We start from the raw sequence: 15467 nt of genomic DNA, 5'->3' as shown, positions 1-15467 counted from the left end.
AAATATTTACTGATTTGAAAAATTATTGTTCTTTGTCTTTTTCCGGATTGTTTGTGCCCGTCTGATCTCCTGTGCCAAGGCTTGTCTTTTCCGTCGAGGCTGTATGTCCTTCATTAGTCACCTGGATATAATTCCATAGCTTCAGGTAGAACGGATGTCTTGTCAGCGTGGAGACATCACCCAGGATGATGAGTTTCATCCTGGCACGAGTGATGGCCACGTTCATACGTCTCAGGTCGCTGAGGAATCCAATCTGCCCGTTTTCATTAGAGCGGACCATAGAGATTAGGATGATGTCCCGTTCCTGTCCCTGGAATCCATCAACAGTATTGACAGTGATCAGGGACCGGTAAGGCTTGAAGAAAGCCCGTTTATGAATCAGCTTCCTCAGGTATTGTACCTGAGCACGATAAGGAGAGATAATCCCAGTGTCGATCTCTTCGTCGAGGATACGCTGTTTCCCGATTTTCCTGAAATAACCTTCCATGGTGTTCAGGGTAAGTTCAGCTTCGGCCTTGTTGATTCTTCCGAAGGAAGTTCCCACATACTGTTCGTGAAAAGGGCGGCTCGATTCGTCCTCTTCTTCTGGTTGATAGTCCGGATTACGGATGAAGTCCCGGGGGTCGATCCACATCATCGGATGATCATAGTCCAGGATACCACGGTGCATGACTTGAGGCGCACTGACCACCTGTCCGTCATAGAACCAGTCACTGGAGAAGCGCATGATCTGGTCATTCATCCGATACTGTACTTTCAGGAGCGTTACCACCTCCGGTTTGTTCCTGACGATTCTTTCCATCAGAGTCTTGCCAAGGCCAGCCTTTACTGCGGCAAGACTTTTGATGGTCGGTGGCAACTGGCAGTGATCTCCAGCGAGGATCACGCGTGTACATTTGCGGATAGGGATCCAGCAGGCCGCTTCCAGAGCCTGTGCTGCTTCATCGATGAACAAAGTGGCATATTTCTGTCCGTCCAGGAGATGATTGGCAGATCCGGTGAGTGTGCAGGCGATGACACGGGCCTCACTGAAGAGCCGTGCCCGGATACGGAGTTCGAGTTCAACGGCCTTGTTTTTCAGGCGTTCCAGTTTCTGGTGCTCTCCTTTTTTCCGGTTCCGTCTCAAGTCCCGGATATTTCTCCTGACAGCCCAGAGAGACGGATAATCAGGATCATCCTCAAATCGTCTCTCATAGGTTGACGACAGCATCCGGTCTGTCACCCGTGTGGGGTTCCCGATACGCAGGACGTTGATGCCCCTGTCATCGAGTTTCTCGCAGATCCAGTCAACGGCCATATTGCTTTGAGCACAGACCAGCACCTGATTCTCACGCATCAGAGTGGCATTGATGGCCTCCACGAGCGTCGTTGTCTTTCCCGTACCAGGAGGGCCGTGTACGACAGCTACATCTTTTGCCCAAAGCACTTCATTGACCGCTTTCTCCTGGGTGGCGTTCAGCCACGGGAAACTGGACGGAGCAAAAGAAAACCGGCCAGCCGGACGATGGGAATAGAACAGGTCACGGAGATAAGCCAGCCGGTTGTCTTTAGCATTGATGACCCGGTCCAGAGCGTCGAACATCAGCCGGTAGCTGGTTTCATCGAAGAAAAGTTGGATTCCCATCTTGTTTTCGCAGCTCTGGATGCTGATAACTTCCGTGTCCGGAACAACGATAGCCATACGGTTACCCTCTACGAAACTCACCGTTGCGGTGAAATTGAGATAGCGGATATAGTCCTTTCCGTTCTTCTGGGAAATACTGAACAAAACAACCGGTTTCCCAAATTCAAAGTTGTGCTCAATGCCCTCCTCCTCTGTCCGGAAAACTTCCAGGATTCTTTGATTCAGAGAATTATAATAACTTTTTCCGATGGTTAAAGGATACCAGGCATCACCCCGTTTGATTTTACGTTGCAATCCCATCGTTTCCGTCTGTTTGCGGAAGGCTTCCTTTTCCTCGAAATATTCCATCTTCAGGAGCAACTTCTGTCGCTGGAGAGCCTGAATAGGAGAATCTTGATCACTCATCTTGTCGCAAAGGTACAGAATTTATCTCATAGATGTACAGAGATTTGCCGGAATTATTGTCTTATGGAGGCACAGACCTTGTTATATCTATTGTCCAGAGTCTTTCTTCCTGTAGATGATATGTTCCATAATGAGCACGGTGATAATGCCAACGACGAAACCATTGGCTAACAGCGGCCGCAGAAGGGATGGCATAGCAGCGACGTACGAAGCAGGCATGAAGACCGGTATCATTGCGATCATCAGAGGAACAGCAATGACCATGCAACTGTCAAAGTCTGGTGCTGCATCTTTCTGACTCATGAGTTGGAAAGAGGAAGCCAGTTGGGTCATCATCAGATAGAGGATGATGATCCCCATGACCGGTCTGGGGATCAAGGTCAGGATTCCGATGGCATGGGGGAATAAGGAGCATAGGATCAAGGCGATTCCCGTAGGAATCATCGTATATCGTGATGCACAGCCTGTACTCATGATCACTCCCGTGCTGAGAGAATAGTCTACCGGTCCAACGACGCCTGCGGCACCGGAGAGAGCGTTCAGCAATCCCGTAATCCTGAGGCCCTTCTTGCTCCTTTTCTCCAGGTCCTTTTCATTGATGGCCGTGCCTACTGATTGAATAGATCCGATGTCATTGATAAAAAGGGCGATATAGCAAAACAGGAAAGACAGAAGGATGCCGGGATTCAGATGAAAATGACTGATTAATAATGATTGTCCGGGCAGGCTCGAAAGAGCGGGTATAGATGGTCTTATCCCTGATAGAAGGTTATAGCAGACAGAGCCGATCAGCATCCCCCAGAGGACGACCGTAGATTTCCATATTCCTTTCAGGAATCTGCTGGCTATGAGGAGTCCGAGTGTCAGGATCAGCGTGAACCAGAGCGGAAAAAGCCCCTTGTCGCTTCCATCAAAAATCAGTTGTAGTATCGTCGGCATCATGGTAACACTGATCAGAGCCAGTATCACGACGATCACCCTGCTCGTGAAAACTCTCTGAAGATAGGACATGAGCCGGGTATAGGACAACAGGAAGATCAACAGCCCCCCACAGATCATCGCGGTGCCTACTTCGGATAAATCGGAAGTTTGTGAGGTAACCAGTCCGATGAGGAGGGCCGTGGCAGGACCTAAGACCAGCGGCAGCCGGTGTCCGATGAAAATCTGGACGAGGAATCCTATTCCTGTTATGGCAAATAGTTTCTGGTTATAAAGGGTTACTTCCGCAGGATTTAATTTTTCTATGCCACCCACGACTACACCGATGATAATGATGAAGGGAATGGTGATTAGGAACCATTGCAATCCGTATAGGATGGATTGGAAGAGTGACGGTTTGTCGTCATTCTGATATTTTAAACTTGAAGAATGAAAACTCATGATAATATTTATACTTATTGAAGAGGACCGGAGGATGGATCCAAATGATTTGGGATGCAAAAGTATTAATAATTTGAGGTACTTTGTGTTATCATCTGTACTTTTAACAAAGATTAAGTGCTTGTTCCTCCCTGGAAAGTCAAAAGCGCTTGTCTTATGCGGACAGATATGAGGCAGAGAATCCGAAAGTTAAGATTTTCCGGTCAGAATCAATTAAACTCAGGGATTTTTGCACATTTGCCTGGAGTTTGTTAATTTTGCAGTATGGAGACCTTGCGATTAGAAAACCTCAGTATTGGTTATGCAGAACGCCGGAAAACAGTAAGGACTGTCATGTCTGGGCTCAATGCTTCATTGTACAGTGGCCAGCTCACCTGTCTGTTAGGCGCTAACGGAGTAGGGAAGTCGACCCTTCTCCGTACCCTTTCCTCTTTCCAGCCCCCCCTAAGCGGGGATATATTGCTGAAGGGAAGACCTCTGTCCGCTTATTCCACCCATCAACTCTCTATGCTGATCAGTATCGTCCTGACAGGTAAGCCACGGGTCCGGAACATGACCGTTGCAGAAATGGTTGGTCTGGGACGTTCTCCCTACACTGATTTCTGGGGACGGTTGTCTGCAGAAGATAAGGAGGTAGTTGAAAAGGCACTTGCCCTGACTGGCATTACCGCCTTGAAAGACCGCTTGGTCCAGACGCTTAGCGATGGTGAAAAACAAAAGATGATGATCTCAAAGGCACTTGCCCAACAGACTCCGGTCATCTTCCTGGATGAACCAACTGCCTTTCTGGATTTTCCGAGTAAAGTGGAAATGCTGTTGTTGCTTCGTAGATTAGCCCATGAGATGAACAAGACTATTTTTTTATCCACCCATGATTTCGAACTTGTCCTACAGGTGGCAGATACCCTTTGGCTTATGGACGCCGAGCAGGGCATCTCCTCAGGCACTCCGCGGGAACTGGCTGATTGTGGGGATCTCAGCCGGTATGTAGAGCGGAAAGGAATCTCCTTTGACCGGCAGACCATGAGGGTTACGGTTATAAAAAACGAATAGCAGACCGGAAAGTCTGCTATTCCCCAATCGTCAATGAATTATCCTTATTCGTTTTTCAGGATATTCCTGATGTCTCTTTCCGTGCCGTTAAAGGGCCCATTATGTTCCAGTTTAAGGGTACACATGGCTGCAGCATATTTCCCCGCTTCTTCTGGAGACCGCCCCAGCATTCTGCAGTAAAGGTATCCAGCAGAATACGTGTCACCACACCCTGTCGCATCCACAAACCGATGTGGGGAATAAGCCGGTATCTGGTAAAGATGCCCGTCAGCATAGATGATGGAACCAAGACTGCCCAGTGTGATGCAGACTTCTTTTACTCCCCAGTTGTGCAGCTCGTGTGCAGCTTCCTCAGGATCCTTCTTCCCGGTGATGGTTTCCATCTCTGTCTCGTTTACCTTAAGATAATAGGTATGCCGGAGCACTTCTTTCTTCTCTTTCCAGTCAACCGGGTACACATTTTCCCCGCGTACTTCCCGCAGGTATCCCTGCGCATCAATGGATACCCTGCCCTTTTGAGCCAGATATTCAACCAACTGCAGAGAAAAGTCATCGTGGAGCAAACTCCCGAGATGGTAAACGGTCGCATGGATATTCCGGAGCTGATCGATCTGAAAAGGATCAGCTTTGGCCAGGACACGTTGTGAACGGTCATTGGGATCGTTCCCGTAGATGTTTTCGAAAAAGACAGTGTGGCGTGAGGGAAACAGTGTGACCTCAATGCCATTCCGCCGCATTTCCTCTGCTGGTTCAGTTTCCTCCGGATTCATTGCTGTAACCAGCGAGAAAGGAACTCGCCTGGGGAGTCGGTTGATGGCATAGGAGAAATAGAAAGAAGTCCCCCCCGACATGTAGACCGTTCCTTGTGGCGTGATGATCTTGTCTTTCGTAATATGACCGATACAGCAAATGTTATGATTCTTTTCAGAAACGTCCTCCTCACGGGCTTCCTTCATCCCTTCAGAAGCTCCCTGTTTAACCGACTGGCTCATGTGTTAACCTTTTAAAATTTTGCAAATATACTCATATTTTTGCAGAAACCATCAATCTTGGAGTTGATATTCTGACCGGATCATGAATCGGACAGATAAAAGGAAACTGCTGATTCAAAGAATCTCAGGATCATTTGCACCCTCTCTATTCTATCATATACTTTTTGCTTTCTGTTTTTTCAGGAAAAAACAAATAAGTGATGTGATGTCTTGATTTTTTATTAACTTTGCGTGCGAAATACATTTCGATATGGATCAGAAACAGATATTGCTCATCAATGACATTGCCGGTTATGGAAAAGTGGCTACTGCAGCCATGCTGCCTATACTCTCTTATTTCGGCTATTCTACGTACAATCTTCCCACGCTCCTGGTTTCTAATACACTGGACTACGGTAAATTCAACATGCTGGATACAACCGACTATATCAAGGGTGTCTTTCCGGTGTGGAAAGAACTCGGTTTCCATTTTGATGCTATTGCTACAGGCCTTCTTGCAAGTGTCCGCCAGGCCGATTATATCAGCCGGTATTGTAAAGAGCAGGCTGCTGCGGGTACACCTGTCTTCGTTGATCCTATTATGGGGGATGAAGGAAAACTTTACAATGGAATGACCATGGACTCTGTCCGCAGTATGAGAGAAATGTTGTCTGTAGCTGATCTCTGCTATCCTAATTATACGGAGGCCTGTCTGTTGACCGGCCATCCTTATCAGCCGGAAGGAGTCAATCAGGCAACTGCTCGTGTGCTTCTGAATCATCTTCTGAAATTGGGGACACGTTCGGCACTCATCACCAGTATACCTGTAGATGGCCAGACCTGTGTCTGTGGTTACAATGCCGGATTAAAATCCTATTTTACCCTTCCCTATACGGAGATTCCCGTCCATTTCCCCGGTACGGGGGATATTTTCTCTGCTGTGCTGATCCGATACCTTCTTGACGACTGCCCTCTTGAAGAGAGTACGCAAAAGGCAATGGATGCGGTATGGAAACTCATAGACTTGAATAAAGACAATGTGGATAAGAATCATGGTATTCCTGTTGAGCAGTATTTGAATATCTTGTAAAAGATGCTGCCTGATGCGGGGGGAGTTATGAGGTGAATTTATGTAAACTACTGGATGCAATTCTCAAAAAATATTCCTGACGGTCATTTTCTATCGAATATTTAAACGTTTTTTAAGCATTTTGTTTGGAGTTTTCATAAAATAAAGTAATTTTGCACACAAATTTGAATTCATAGTAAAAAACATGGATTGGCTTGCGGGGCTTTTTAAAATTCATTCTGATATAGAATCAGTAGTTGTCATTTCACTGATTATTGCTGTGGGACTGGGTTTAGGGCGAATCAAGGTGAAAGGCATTTCACTGGGGGTCGCTTTCGTTTTCTTTGTCGGCATTTTTGTCGGCCATTTCGGCTTGAGCATTGATCATACCGTCCTTATCTATTCAGAAACTTTTGGACTAGCCCTGTTTGTCTATTGTCTGGGTTTGCATGTTGGTCCTAATTTCTTCGGATCATTGCGGCATGAAGGACTGGACTTGAATCTGTGGAGTCTTTTTATTATCCTGTTCGGCACCATTTTTGCAGTTTGCCTTGTTCCGATTACAGGCATTAAACTTCCTGACATGGTAGGTGTGCTATGTGGAGCAACCACCAATACTCCCGCACTGGGTGCTGCAACACAGGCAATGGCCCATCTGGGACTCCCTTCCGGGAGTCTGGCTCTGGCTACTGCGGTAACCTATCCGTTGGGGGTCCTGGGCGTTATTGTCGTCATGGTCGTGATGAGAAAGGCGTTTGTCAAGCCTCGTGATCTGGTAGTAAAACCTTTATCGGAAGATGATGAGACTTATATCGCCCAGTTCGTAGTCATTAACCCGGCATTGGAAGATAAGACGATTGCTGATCTTACGCACATGACACATCTGAAGTTCATCGTCTCCCGTTTATGGCGAACCGGTCAGGTAATTATTCCCGAGGCAGATACAGTATTGCACATTAATGATATAGTGATGGTCGTGACGACCAAGGATGATGAAGAATCCCTGGTCCTTCTTTTCGGAAAATTGAAGAAAAACTGGAATGAGGGGAAAATCAACTGGAATGCGATTGATGCTAAGGTTGAAAGCAGGGTACTGGTGGTGTCCCGGACAGTGCTCAACGGAAAACGGCTGGGGCAGCTCCATTTACGTGATACCTATGATGTCAACGTGAGCCGTGTGATCCGCGGTGACATCAAACTGTTGGCTACGAGTGATCTGAGATTGCAATATGGAGACCGGGTTACAGTAGTCGGAACACACGATGCAATAGATAATGTGGAGAAGTTTTTTGGAAATTCCGTCAAAACACTGAATGAACCGAATCTATGCAGCATCTTTATCGGCCTTCTTCTCGGACTGGCCTTGGGAACGATCCCTATTCATATTCCTGGGATAGAGAGCCCTATCAGGCTGGGTATTGCAGGAGGTCCTATTATCATGGGAATTATTGTAGGAGCTTTAGGACCACAACTTCATTTCATTTCCTATACGACCCGCTCTGCATCATTGATGCTGAGAAAATTCGGGTTAAGTATCTATCTGGCTTGTCTGGGACTGGATGCCGGTAAAGATTTTTTTGCCACGGTCATGAAACCAGAGGGAGTGATCTGGATAGTCGTCGGTTTCCTGATCACCGTTATTCCCTGTCTGATTATAGGTCTCATAGCCTTGAAAACCAAGAAGTACGACTTCGGTACAATATGTGGCATCCTCTGCGGGAGTATGGCCAATCCGATGGCTTTAGGCTATGCCAATGATACGCTGAAAGGAGATTCTTCAAGTGTTTCATACGCTTCAGTTTATCCGCTGGGGATGTTCATCAGAGTCATTATCGCGCAAGTCCTGATTATGTTTTTTGTTTAGCGGATCTATTTCTTCGTGATCCTTTCTCCGGATTCCATCTTCCTAGTTATTCCTGTGGCAGCAGATACCAGAGGATGGGACGGCACTTGCTTTCACATGCCGGATAATAATGCAGATGTTTCCGTATTTCTCCCTTGGGAGATTTTCCCCACCAGAACATTGCCATGCAGAGAGGGTGAAGATGATGCTGATTAGCATACTGTAAAAGTTTAGGTTCACAGCATTCCCCGCAGCCCGCAGGAGGATAAACATCATTGATCAGGGTCTCCCTTCCCGATGAATTCGGCCGGAAAGAAGGATGAATGGTGATATAGTGCTTCCTGTAGATTTCCAGCAGATTATGCTGCTCTCCTTTGGGAGAACATAGGATGAAGTGGTCAAAGAGCCACTGCTGCAAGGCATCACTGTGCGCTTTCCGCTGGAATTTCAAGTTGGTTATCCTCATCCGATATTGTTCTAATGCGAATTTTTTATTGTCTAGATAAGTATCGTATAACCTCTTCGTACGGCGTACTTCTGCTTTCAAGAACTGGCTTTCATGGATCATCTCCTGTTTTATACCATAGGACAGTTGCCCTTCAGCCCGTTTCCTGTCTCTGAGTTGTTTGGCCCTTTTCATGGTATTCCTTTTTTCGTTGATTGCCTCTTCTGCCTCATGTCGCAGGGCGTTATAGGCCGTTAGTTGGCTATGGTACCTTTCAGAATGTTCCATTTGATCGATATGGCGGTTGATATTTGTGATCTCTGTTTCTTTCTTCTTGAAGTATCCGTCAGGTTGCAGATAGTCAAAGATAGCAGGGACAAATCCTTCCCAGTCACTTCGTCCGTCAATTTGTCCTCCATAACCTGCCAGATACCCAATATCCTTTAGCGAATCCTGGACGACCAGGACACCGAACATCTTGCCGCGTGCGATTTCTTCTTTAAAGGATGCCGGAATCTCTGATGAAATCAGAAAATTCTGTACTTCCTGGGCGGCAAGAAGACATAGCGGATGAGGCTTGTAATGAAAAGGGTCATTGAATCTTGCAGGCAAGGGAATGGTGGTATGGAAAGGATGGAAGAGCGTATGCGGGCTCATAGAGAGTTGGCTTTTAACAATTTTATCCTTATCAGTATTTATTTCCATGTTTTGAATCTTTATATGCAAAAATAAAGAAAACTTTTCAGATTAAATTTATTTTTGTCGTATCTTTGCAAATAATATGAGCGATATTTTTGTGCCTGCGTTGTTAAGATGGTTTGAGGCAAATGGACGGGATCTTCCGTGGCGTCATACACATGATCCATACGCGATCTGGCTGAGCGAAGTGATCCTTCAGCAGACACGAGTCGTGCAGGGGCAGGCCTATTGGGAACGCTTTATGAAAACCTATCCTACTGTCCGGGACCTGGCATCTGCCAGTGAGGACGATGTCCTTCTGCTCTGGGAAGGTCTGGGCTATTACAGCAGGGCACGTAACCTTCACCATGCAGCAAGGCAGATTGTCTCCTTGGGACATTTCCCTGAAACTCCGGAAGAGCTGAGAAAATTGAAGGGGATAGGCCCTTATACGGCAGCAGCCGTGGCCTCTTTTGCTTTCGGCGTTCCCGTGGCGGCCGTTGACGGCAATGTCTATCGGGTGCTGTCCCGTGTGATGGGCATCGATACACCAATCAATTCTCCGGAGGGGGAAGCTCTTTTTCCCCAGATGGCGCAGTCGCTTATACCCAAGAACCGTCCTGCTGATTTCAATCAGGCGATGATGGACTTCGGGGCCACACTATGTATGCCCCGTTCTCCCAGATGTGACAGTTGTCCGTTTCTGGAGATTTGTTCTGCTTTCCGCAGCAATAAGGTCGGGCAGCTGCCGGTGAAATTGAAGAAAACGAAAGTGCTTACCCTCCGGCTGGCCTATATCTATATTCGCTGTGGGGGAAAGGTTGCCATTCACCGCCGGGGGGAAGGGATCTGGCATGGGCTTTGGGAACCGCTTATGATAGAAAAAACAGCGGATTCATCGGTGGATACGGTATTCGCAAAATGTGGAGGAAAACCTGTCTTGCTCAGACAAGGGGTCAGACATGTGCTGACACACCGGGTGCTCTATGCGGACTTTTATCTGTTGGAGAAGCAGGAAAAACCGGAATTGCCGCGAGAATATATCTGGGTGAAAGAATCGGAATTGAGGCACTATGCAGTGCCCAGGCTCGTGGAACTGCTTCTGGAAGCAGTCCATAATTATGAGTCGGACTGAAAGATCTGTGAAATCTTAGAAGTTGCTTTGTAATAACAAATGTATGAATCACAAGAGATGAAGTCGAAAAATACCACCATCCTATTAGTTATCCTGTGCATTACTGCATTCTTTGTCAATCGTAGTGCTCTGCCTACCGACATTATGGAATCGCGGAATATCGTGACCGCGCGGGAAATGGTATCAGACAACAACTGGCTGGTGCCTACCATGAACGGAGAATTACGGTTGGAAAAACCACCCTTGCCCACGTGGGTGGCAGGTCTTGTAGAGATGATTGTGCCGAACAGTCTTTCCGCACAGCGTTTTGCACCGGCTGTCATGGGATTCCTATGGACGTTGTTCCTGTTCTTGACGGCGAAATATCTGACAAGGAGGAACCGCTTCGCTGTGAATAGCGTGCTGGTCTTTCTCACCTTATATAATGTGGTGCTCATGGGGCGTTCGGCTACATGGGATATTTACTGTCACGCTTTTATGATGGGAGCAGTCTATTTCCTGTTGCGTGGCTTTTATGATGATGATCATGGGTTCTATGAGGAAGACCTGGGATTTTATGATGGCGGACTGGTGCATACGCATAAATGGCGTTGGTTTCTTCTGTCCGGACTTTTTATGGGACTTTCCTTTGAGAGCAAAGGTCCCGTTTCCTTTTATGCACTGCTTCTGCCTTTTATCGTTACGGCAATATTCCTCAGAAGACCCCGGATGAAAGGGAAGTGGGGACCATTAGGTGTCGCCATCCTGATCTGCCTTGTCCTGGGCAGTTGGTGGTATATCTATTTGCTGATTTATCATCCGGAAGCGACCGAGTATGTTATCCATAAAGAATCTTCCGCCTGGTCTGACCATAATGTCCGGTCTTGGTATTATTACTGGCGTTTCTTCCTCGAAGGAGGCCTCTGGGCTCCTTTCATCCTGGTAGCCCTGGCTGTTCCCTTCTGGCGGAAACGGGTGACCCAGCCCCGGAAATATGTTGCTGTCGTCATCTGCATGCTGCTCCAGCTCGTCTTGCTTTCCTGTATGCCTGAGAAAAAGATGCGTTACCTGTTGCCTATGGCTCCCACGGTCGCAATGTCAGTTGCTTTCGTCCTGGACTGGCTGGAGACAAAAAGCAGGCACCCGAAATTATCAGAAGGATTCGTGTGGGGTTATGCAGGACTCTTTTTCATAGCAGAACTGTTTTTCCTCCGCCCCGTCGGCAAGTTGTTCGGCAACCCTGATGAGCATAGCATCAGTGAGGTCTGCTCTATGCACCATCTTGATCAGGTGCCATTCTATTATAATGAAAAGGAGCAGTTGCGTATCGAACTGGTCTATGAAGCACATCGTAAGATCCTGCCGTTGAATTTGGGCAAGAAGGCTGAAGTAATGTCGGATCTGCCCTGTGTCATCGTCTCTCGAAAACCAGTTGGCCAGGAAATTCCAGCTTCCATTCTGTGCAGGTTGGACACCGTGAGGATCGGCTATTACGATGACAACAAGCATCCGAAGAAAGACAGTCATTACAGTAATTTGTTTCTCAATTATGTAACCCTCTTGAAGGAAAAGAATATCCGGAAGAGCGGTACGGCCGGAAGAAGGGCTGGCAAATCAGTAAAAAGATAATTAATTATTCCTGAAGACAAGACCGGAAGGATATTATATAAAAGGATTAAATCAGAAAAATGAATCATACGAAGGATTATGACTTTACGATTATCATGCCTGTCTATAATGAGGAAGATAATCTGGATCGAGTGGAAAAAGAGTTGTCGGCTTACCTGCCGAAAGCCCCTATGAAGACTTGTCTGCTCCTGATCAATGATGGCTCCAAAGACCATAGTCTGGAGAAAATCAAGGACATCTGTACTCGTAACAGAGATTTCTATTTTATCTCTTCAGATAGAAATCATGGTCTTAGTACGGCGATGAAAGCAGGGATTGATACGGTGGAAAGTAAATATATCGGTTATATTGATTCCGATTTGCAGACAAATCCGGAGGATTTTAATCGCCTGCTGGAGTTTGCTCCTGAGTATCAACTGGTCTCCGGTATCCGGGCTCATCGCAAGGATTCCGGGTTCAAGAAATTACAGTCGAAGATTGCAAATGGATTTCGCCGCAAGATGACCGGTGATACGGCAACAGATACGGGATGTCCGTTAAAAGTGATGTGGACCGATTATGCCAGGCGACTGCCCTTCTTTGACGGTATGCATCGTTTCCTTCCTGCTCTGATGATGCTGGAGCACGGGAAATTCAAGGAAGTTCCCGTCCGTCATTATCCCCGCGTAGCCGGTGTCTCGAAGTATCACCTGTGGAATCGGCTGAAGGGTCCGTTTGTTGATTGCTTCGCCTATCGGTGGATGAAAAAGCGGTATATCCGTTATCATATTGATGAACAGAATCTTTATAAGAAAGCCTGAATGCAAACCTCTCCTTTATTTGTTTATGCTATAGGCTTTATTGCGCAGGGATTCTTTTCTGCGCGGATGCTTATCCAATGGATATTGTCAGAACGGGCCAAGAAAGTAGTTTCGCCAAATCTTTACTGGATCTGCAGTCTGGTGGGTAGCATTCTGCTCTTTGTCTATGGGTGGATGAGACATGATTTTGCCATCATCCTGGGACAACTGATTTCTTTCTATATCTATATATGGAACTTGGATATCAAGGGTTTGTGGCATAGGATACCCCTGGTGTTCAGAATATTGATTGGCGCTTTACCTCTGGTTGCCATTTCATTTATGCTTTCAGATGTGCCGCGGTTTATCCATAATTTCCTGCATAATGAGGCGGTCTCTCTACCTTTGCTGATCTGGGGATCTGTGGGTCAGGTAATCTTTACTTTAAGGTTTATCTATCAGTGGTTTTATTCTTACCACCGTCATGAATCCATATTGCCGGTAGGTTTCTGGATTATCAGCCTGATAGGATGTTCCATTATCGTAAGTTATGGTGTGTTCAGGCTGGATCCAGTGTTGATTCTGGGACAGTCAGTGGGATTTTTTACTTATTTCAGGAATATTGTCCTCCACCATAAGGAGCAGAAGAGACAAGAATGTAATAGAAGTGTGGGTGATGATTCGTCATCCTGCGCGCAATAGGATTAGAAAATGAAAATATTAATTACAGGAACGGCCGGTTTCATCGGCCATCAACTGGTAAAAGTGCTGGCTGCAGAAGGGGCCGACATGGTAGGCTTGGATGTGATCAATGATTACTATGATCCGAATCTGAAATATGCCCGTCTGGCAGATACAGGCATCTCCAGAGATGAAATTGTCCGAGACAAACTTATACAAAGTAAGACCATTGCCCGTTATCGTTTCGTACAGATGGACCTTACGGATCGGGAAAAATTGAATCAACTTTTTGAACGAGAACATTTTACCCATGTCTGTAACCTGGCAGGACAGCCAGGAGTACGTTATTCCATAGAAAATCCATATTCTTATGTTCAATCGAATATTGTGGGTTTCCTGAATCTTCTCGAGGCCTGTCGTCACCATGGGCTCCCTCATCTCGTCTATGCCAGTTCAAGCAGTATTTATGGTATGGATGCTCATGTGCCCTTCTCTGAAACTGACCGTACAGACCAGCCGGTGAGTCTTTATGCTGCTACGAAGAAAAGTGAAGAGGCGATGGCATACGCATATAGCAAACTCTATGCCATTCAGACGATAGGACTTCGTTTCTTTACCGTGTATGGTCCTTGGGGACGCCCGGATATGGCACCAATCAAATTCATGAAAGCCATTTCCTCGGGGCAGGAGATCCCTGTTTTCAATCATGGAGAGATGCTTCGTGATTTTACTTATATTGATGATATTACAGAAGGAGTACGGAGGATCCTTCATGCTGAGGTCGATGAGAAAGTACCTTATCGTATTTATAATATAGGTAATTCCCAACCGGTAAAATTACTTGATTTTATCCATAGCATCGAGGTCGTAACCGGTCACCAGGCCTGTATGAAAATGCTGGGAATGCAGCCTGGGGATGTGACCCGTACTTATGCAGACACCTCCCGTTTACAACGGGATTTCGGCTATAAACCTGCTACTTCCTTGCAGGAAGGAATGAGCAGGTTATATGCATGGTATACAAAACATGCCGGACTCATCCGGTAGAATTTGCTATCCGTCTGTCGGAGAGATCACTTATAACATGCGGTTTCATCGGAGTAAGATTCTGGTCTTACTCCGTTTTTTATCAGGTTAGATGAACTTCAGAAAAGCATCTGCCTGTTTCTCCAGGTGTGCCTTGTCCTCAGGGGAGAGGGTGAGGAGGTCTGATGTCCAGGCTTCTTGATTGACGTGGATTTTGGTCATCGGTTCTTTCATGACATCAGCTTTGATGAAACCAAAGAGTTCCGTTAATTTTTCCTGCATTCCTTGGGTCGCAAAAGTGCCGCCAGCACCGGTGATGGTAATCTTTTTCCCTGCAATGGCCGTTGGTCCGTTGGGTGTTCCGGGATCATTAGGACGTGAAAGCCAGTCAAACAGGTTCTTGACATATCCCGGATAACTGTAATTATATTCCGGAGAGAATACCCAGAGACCATCAGCGTCCATTACTCCTTTTCTTATCCTGGATACGATTCCAGGTACAGGGCTTTCCTGATCCTGATTGATAAAGGGAAGATCAGTGAAATCGAGATACTGGATATTTGCTTTGCTCTTTAGCAGACTTTCAACATATTGTGCGGTCTGTCGGTTAAAGGATTTTGCTCTTGTCGAGCCAATAATAAAAAGTATTGTTTTCATATTGATTTTACTTATAAAACTCATCAAAGGTAATCATAATTTTTTAAAGTCCGGGTATTTTAGACAGATGATTTATGGTTAATCTTAATGGTAGAGGTCTTGTGCCCTGCCCA

Annotated in this window: 13 protein-coding genes; 8 read left to right on the top strand and 5 right to left on the bottom strand. The window is 46.3% G+C overall.

From position 1 onward, the window contains the following. Nucleotides 1-22 precede the first annotated feature (22 nt). On the bottom strand, nt 23-2029 hold the full coding sequence (locus ACYRYG_RS05345) for an AAA domain-containing protein (protein WP_293417751.1): 2007 nt from the start codon (nt 2027-2029) through the stop codon (nt 23-25). Between the two features lie 87 nt (nt 2030-2116). Next, on the bottom strand, nt 2117-3409 hold the full coding sequence (locus ACYRYG_RS05340) for a uracil-xanthine permease family protein (RefSeq protein ID WP_293417748.1): 1293 nt from the start codon (nt 3407-3409) through the stop codon (nt 2117-2119). 264 nt (nt 3410-3673) lie between these two features. On the opposite strand from ACYRYG_RS05340, the gene ACYRYG_RS05335 reads away from it, so the two are divergent. Further along, complete coding sequence (locus tag ACYRYG_RS05335) at nt 3674-4462, top strand: ABC transporter ATP-binding protein (protein ID WP_460197799.1); 789 nt, start codon at nt 3674-3676, stop codon at nt 4460-4462. A 44-nt stretch (nt 4463-4506) separates the two neighbouring features. Here the strand turns inward: ACYRYG_RS05335 and ACYRYG_RS05330 are convergent, their stop codons facing one another. Beyond that, on the bottom strand, nt 4507-5418 hold the full coding sequence (locus tag ACYRYG_RS05330) for a PfkB family carbohydrate kinase (protein WP_293417775.1): 912 nt from the start codon (nt 5416-5418) through the stop codon (nt 4507-4509). A gap of 286 nt (nt 5419-5704) precedes the next feature. Between ACYRYG_RS05330 and ACYRYG_RS05325 the strand changes: the two genes are divergently transcribed. Beyond that, on the top strand, nt 5705-6523 hold the full coding sequence (locus ACYRYG_RS05325) for a bifunctional hydroxymethylpyrimidine kinase/phosphomethylpyrimidine kinase (protein WP_293417744.1): 819 nt from the start codon (nt 5705-5707) through the stop codon (nt 6521-6523). A 184-nt stretch (nt 6524-6707) separates the two neighbouring features. Then, a complete protein-coding gene (locus ACYRYG_RS05320) occupies nt 6708-8366 on the top strand; it encodes a putative transporter (RefSeq protein WP_293417741.1) in 1659 nt (552 codons plus the stop codon). Between the two features lie 46 nt (nt 8367-8412). On the opposite strand, the gene ACYRYG_RS05315 is transcribed toward ACYRYG_RS05320, so the two are convergent. After that, entirely contained in the window at nt 8413-9495 is a 1083-nt protein-coding gene (locus ACYRYG_RS05315; protein WP_293417738.1) for a hypothetical protein, read from the bottom strand. A 76-nt stretch (nt 9496-9571) separates the two neighbouring features. Between ACYRYG_RS05315 and mutY the strand changes: the two genes are divergently transcribed. From mutY to ACYRYG_RS05290, 5 genes are read left to right on the top strand one after another with little or no spacing between them, the layout of a single operon-like run. After that, nucleotides 9572-10603, top strand: coding sequence for an A/G-specific adenine glycosylase (mutY, locus tag ACYRYG_RS05310; RefSeq protein ID WP_293417735.1), 1032 nt, complete (start codon nt 9572-9574; stop codon nt 10601-10603). A 39-nt stretch (nt 10604-10642) separates the two neighbouring features. After that, a complete protein-coding gene (locus ACYRYG_RS05305) occupies nt 10643-12211 on the top strand; it encodes an ArnT family glycosyltransferase (RefSeq protein WP_294728355.1) in 1569 nt (522 codons plus the stop codon). A 59-nt stretch (nt 12212-12270) separates the two neighbouring features. After that, a complete protein-coding gene (locus ACYRYG_RS05300) occupies nt 12271-13011 on the top strand; it encodes a glycosyltransferase family 2 protein (protein WP_293417729.1) in 741 nt (246 codons plus the stop codon). Continuing rightward, entirely contained in the window at nt 13012-13692 is a 681-nt protein-coding gene (locus tag ACYRYG_RS05295) for a lipid-A-disaccharide synthase N-terminal domain-containing protein (protein ID WP_293417726.1), read from the top strand. It abuts the gene before it with no gap. Nucleotides 13693-13701: 9 nt separating this feature from the next. Beyond that, complete coding sequence (locus ACYRYG_RS05290) at nt 13702-14718, top strand: NAD-dependent epimerase/dehydratase family protein (protein WP_293425186.1); 1017 nt, start codon at nt 13702-13704, stop codon at nt 14716-14718. A gap of 87 nt (nt 14719-14805) precedes the next feature. Here the strand turns inward: ACYRYG_RS05290 and ACYRYG_RS05285 are convergent, their stop codons facing one another. Further along, nucleotides 14806-15354, bottom strand: a complete 549-nt coding sequence (locus ACYRYG_RS05285) for an NADPH-dependent FMN reductase (RefSeq protein WP_293417720.1) — start codon at nt 15352-15354, stop codon at nt 14806-14808. Nucleotides 15355-15467 lie beyond the last annotated feature (113 nt).

The sequence above is a fragment of the Segatella asaccharophila genome, assembly GCF_054687055.1.
This window is presented reverse-complemented; position numbering and strand designations above follow the sequence as displayed.

Coding starts and splice junctions, on each gene's coding strand:
- ACYRYG_RS05305 (WP_294728355.1), top strand. CDS start 10,643: ATGTATGAATCACAAGAGATGAAGTCGAAAAATACCACCATCCTATTA.
- ACYRYG_RS05320 (WP_293417741.1), top strand. CDS start 6,708: ATGGATTGGCTTGCGGGGCTTTTTAAAATTCATTCTGATATAGAATCA.
- ACYRYG_RS05340 (WP_293417748.1), bottom strand. CDS start 3,409: ATGAGTTTTCATTCTTCAAGTTTAAAATATCAGAATGACGACAAACCG.
- mutY (WP_293417735.1), top strand. CDS start 9,572: ATGAGCGATATTTTTGTGCCTGCGTTGTTAAGATGGTTTGAGGCAAAT.
- ACYRYG_RS05290 (WP_293425186.1), top strand. CDS start 13,702: ATGAAAATATTAATTACAGGAACGGCCGGTTTCATCGGCCATCAACTG.
- ACYRYG_RS05315 (WP_293417738.1), bottom strand. CDS start 9,495: ATGGAAATAAATACTGATAAGGATAAAATTGTTAAAAGCCAACTCTCT.
- ACYRYG_RS05295 (WP_293417726.1), top strand. CDS start 13,012: ATGCAAACCTCTCCTTTATTTGTTTATGCTATAGGCTTTATTGCGCAG.
- ACYRYG_RS05345 (WP_293417751.1), bottom strand. CDS start 2,029: ATGAGTGATCAAGATTCTCCTATTCAGGCTCTCCAGCGACAGAAGTTG.
- ACYRYG_RS05285 (WP_293417720.1), bottom strand. CDS start 15,354: ATGAAAACAATACTTTTTATTATTGGCTCGACAAGAGCAAAATCCTTT.
- ACYRYG_RS05325 (WP_293417744.1), top strand. CDS start 5,705: ATGGATCAGAAACAGATATTGCTCATCAATGACATTGCCGGTTATGGA.
- ACYRYG_RS05330 (WP_293417775.1), bottom strand. CDS start 5,418: ATGAAGGAAGCCCGTGAGGAGGACGTTTCTGAAAAGAATCATAACATT.
- ACYRYG_RS05335 (WP_460197799.1), top strand. CDS start 3,674: ATGGAGACCTTGCGATTAGAAAACCTCAGTATTGGTTATGCAGAACGC.
- ACYRYG_RS05300 (WP_293417729.1), top strand. CDS start 12,271: ATGAATCATACGAAGGATTATGACTTTACGATTATCATGCCTGTCTAT.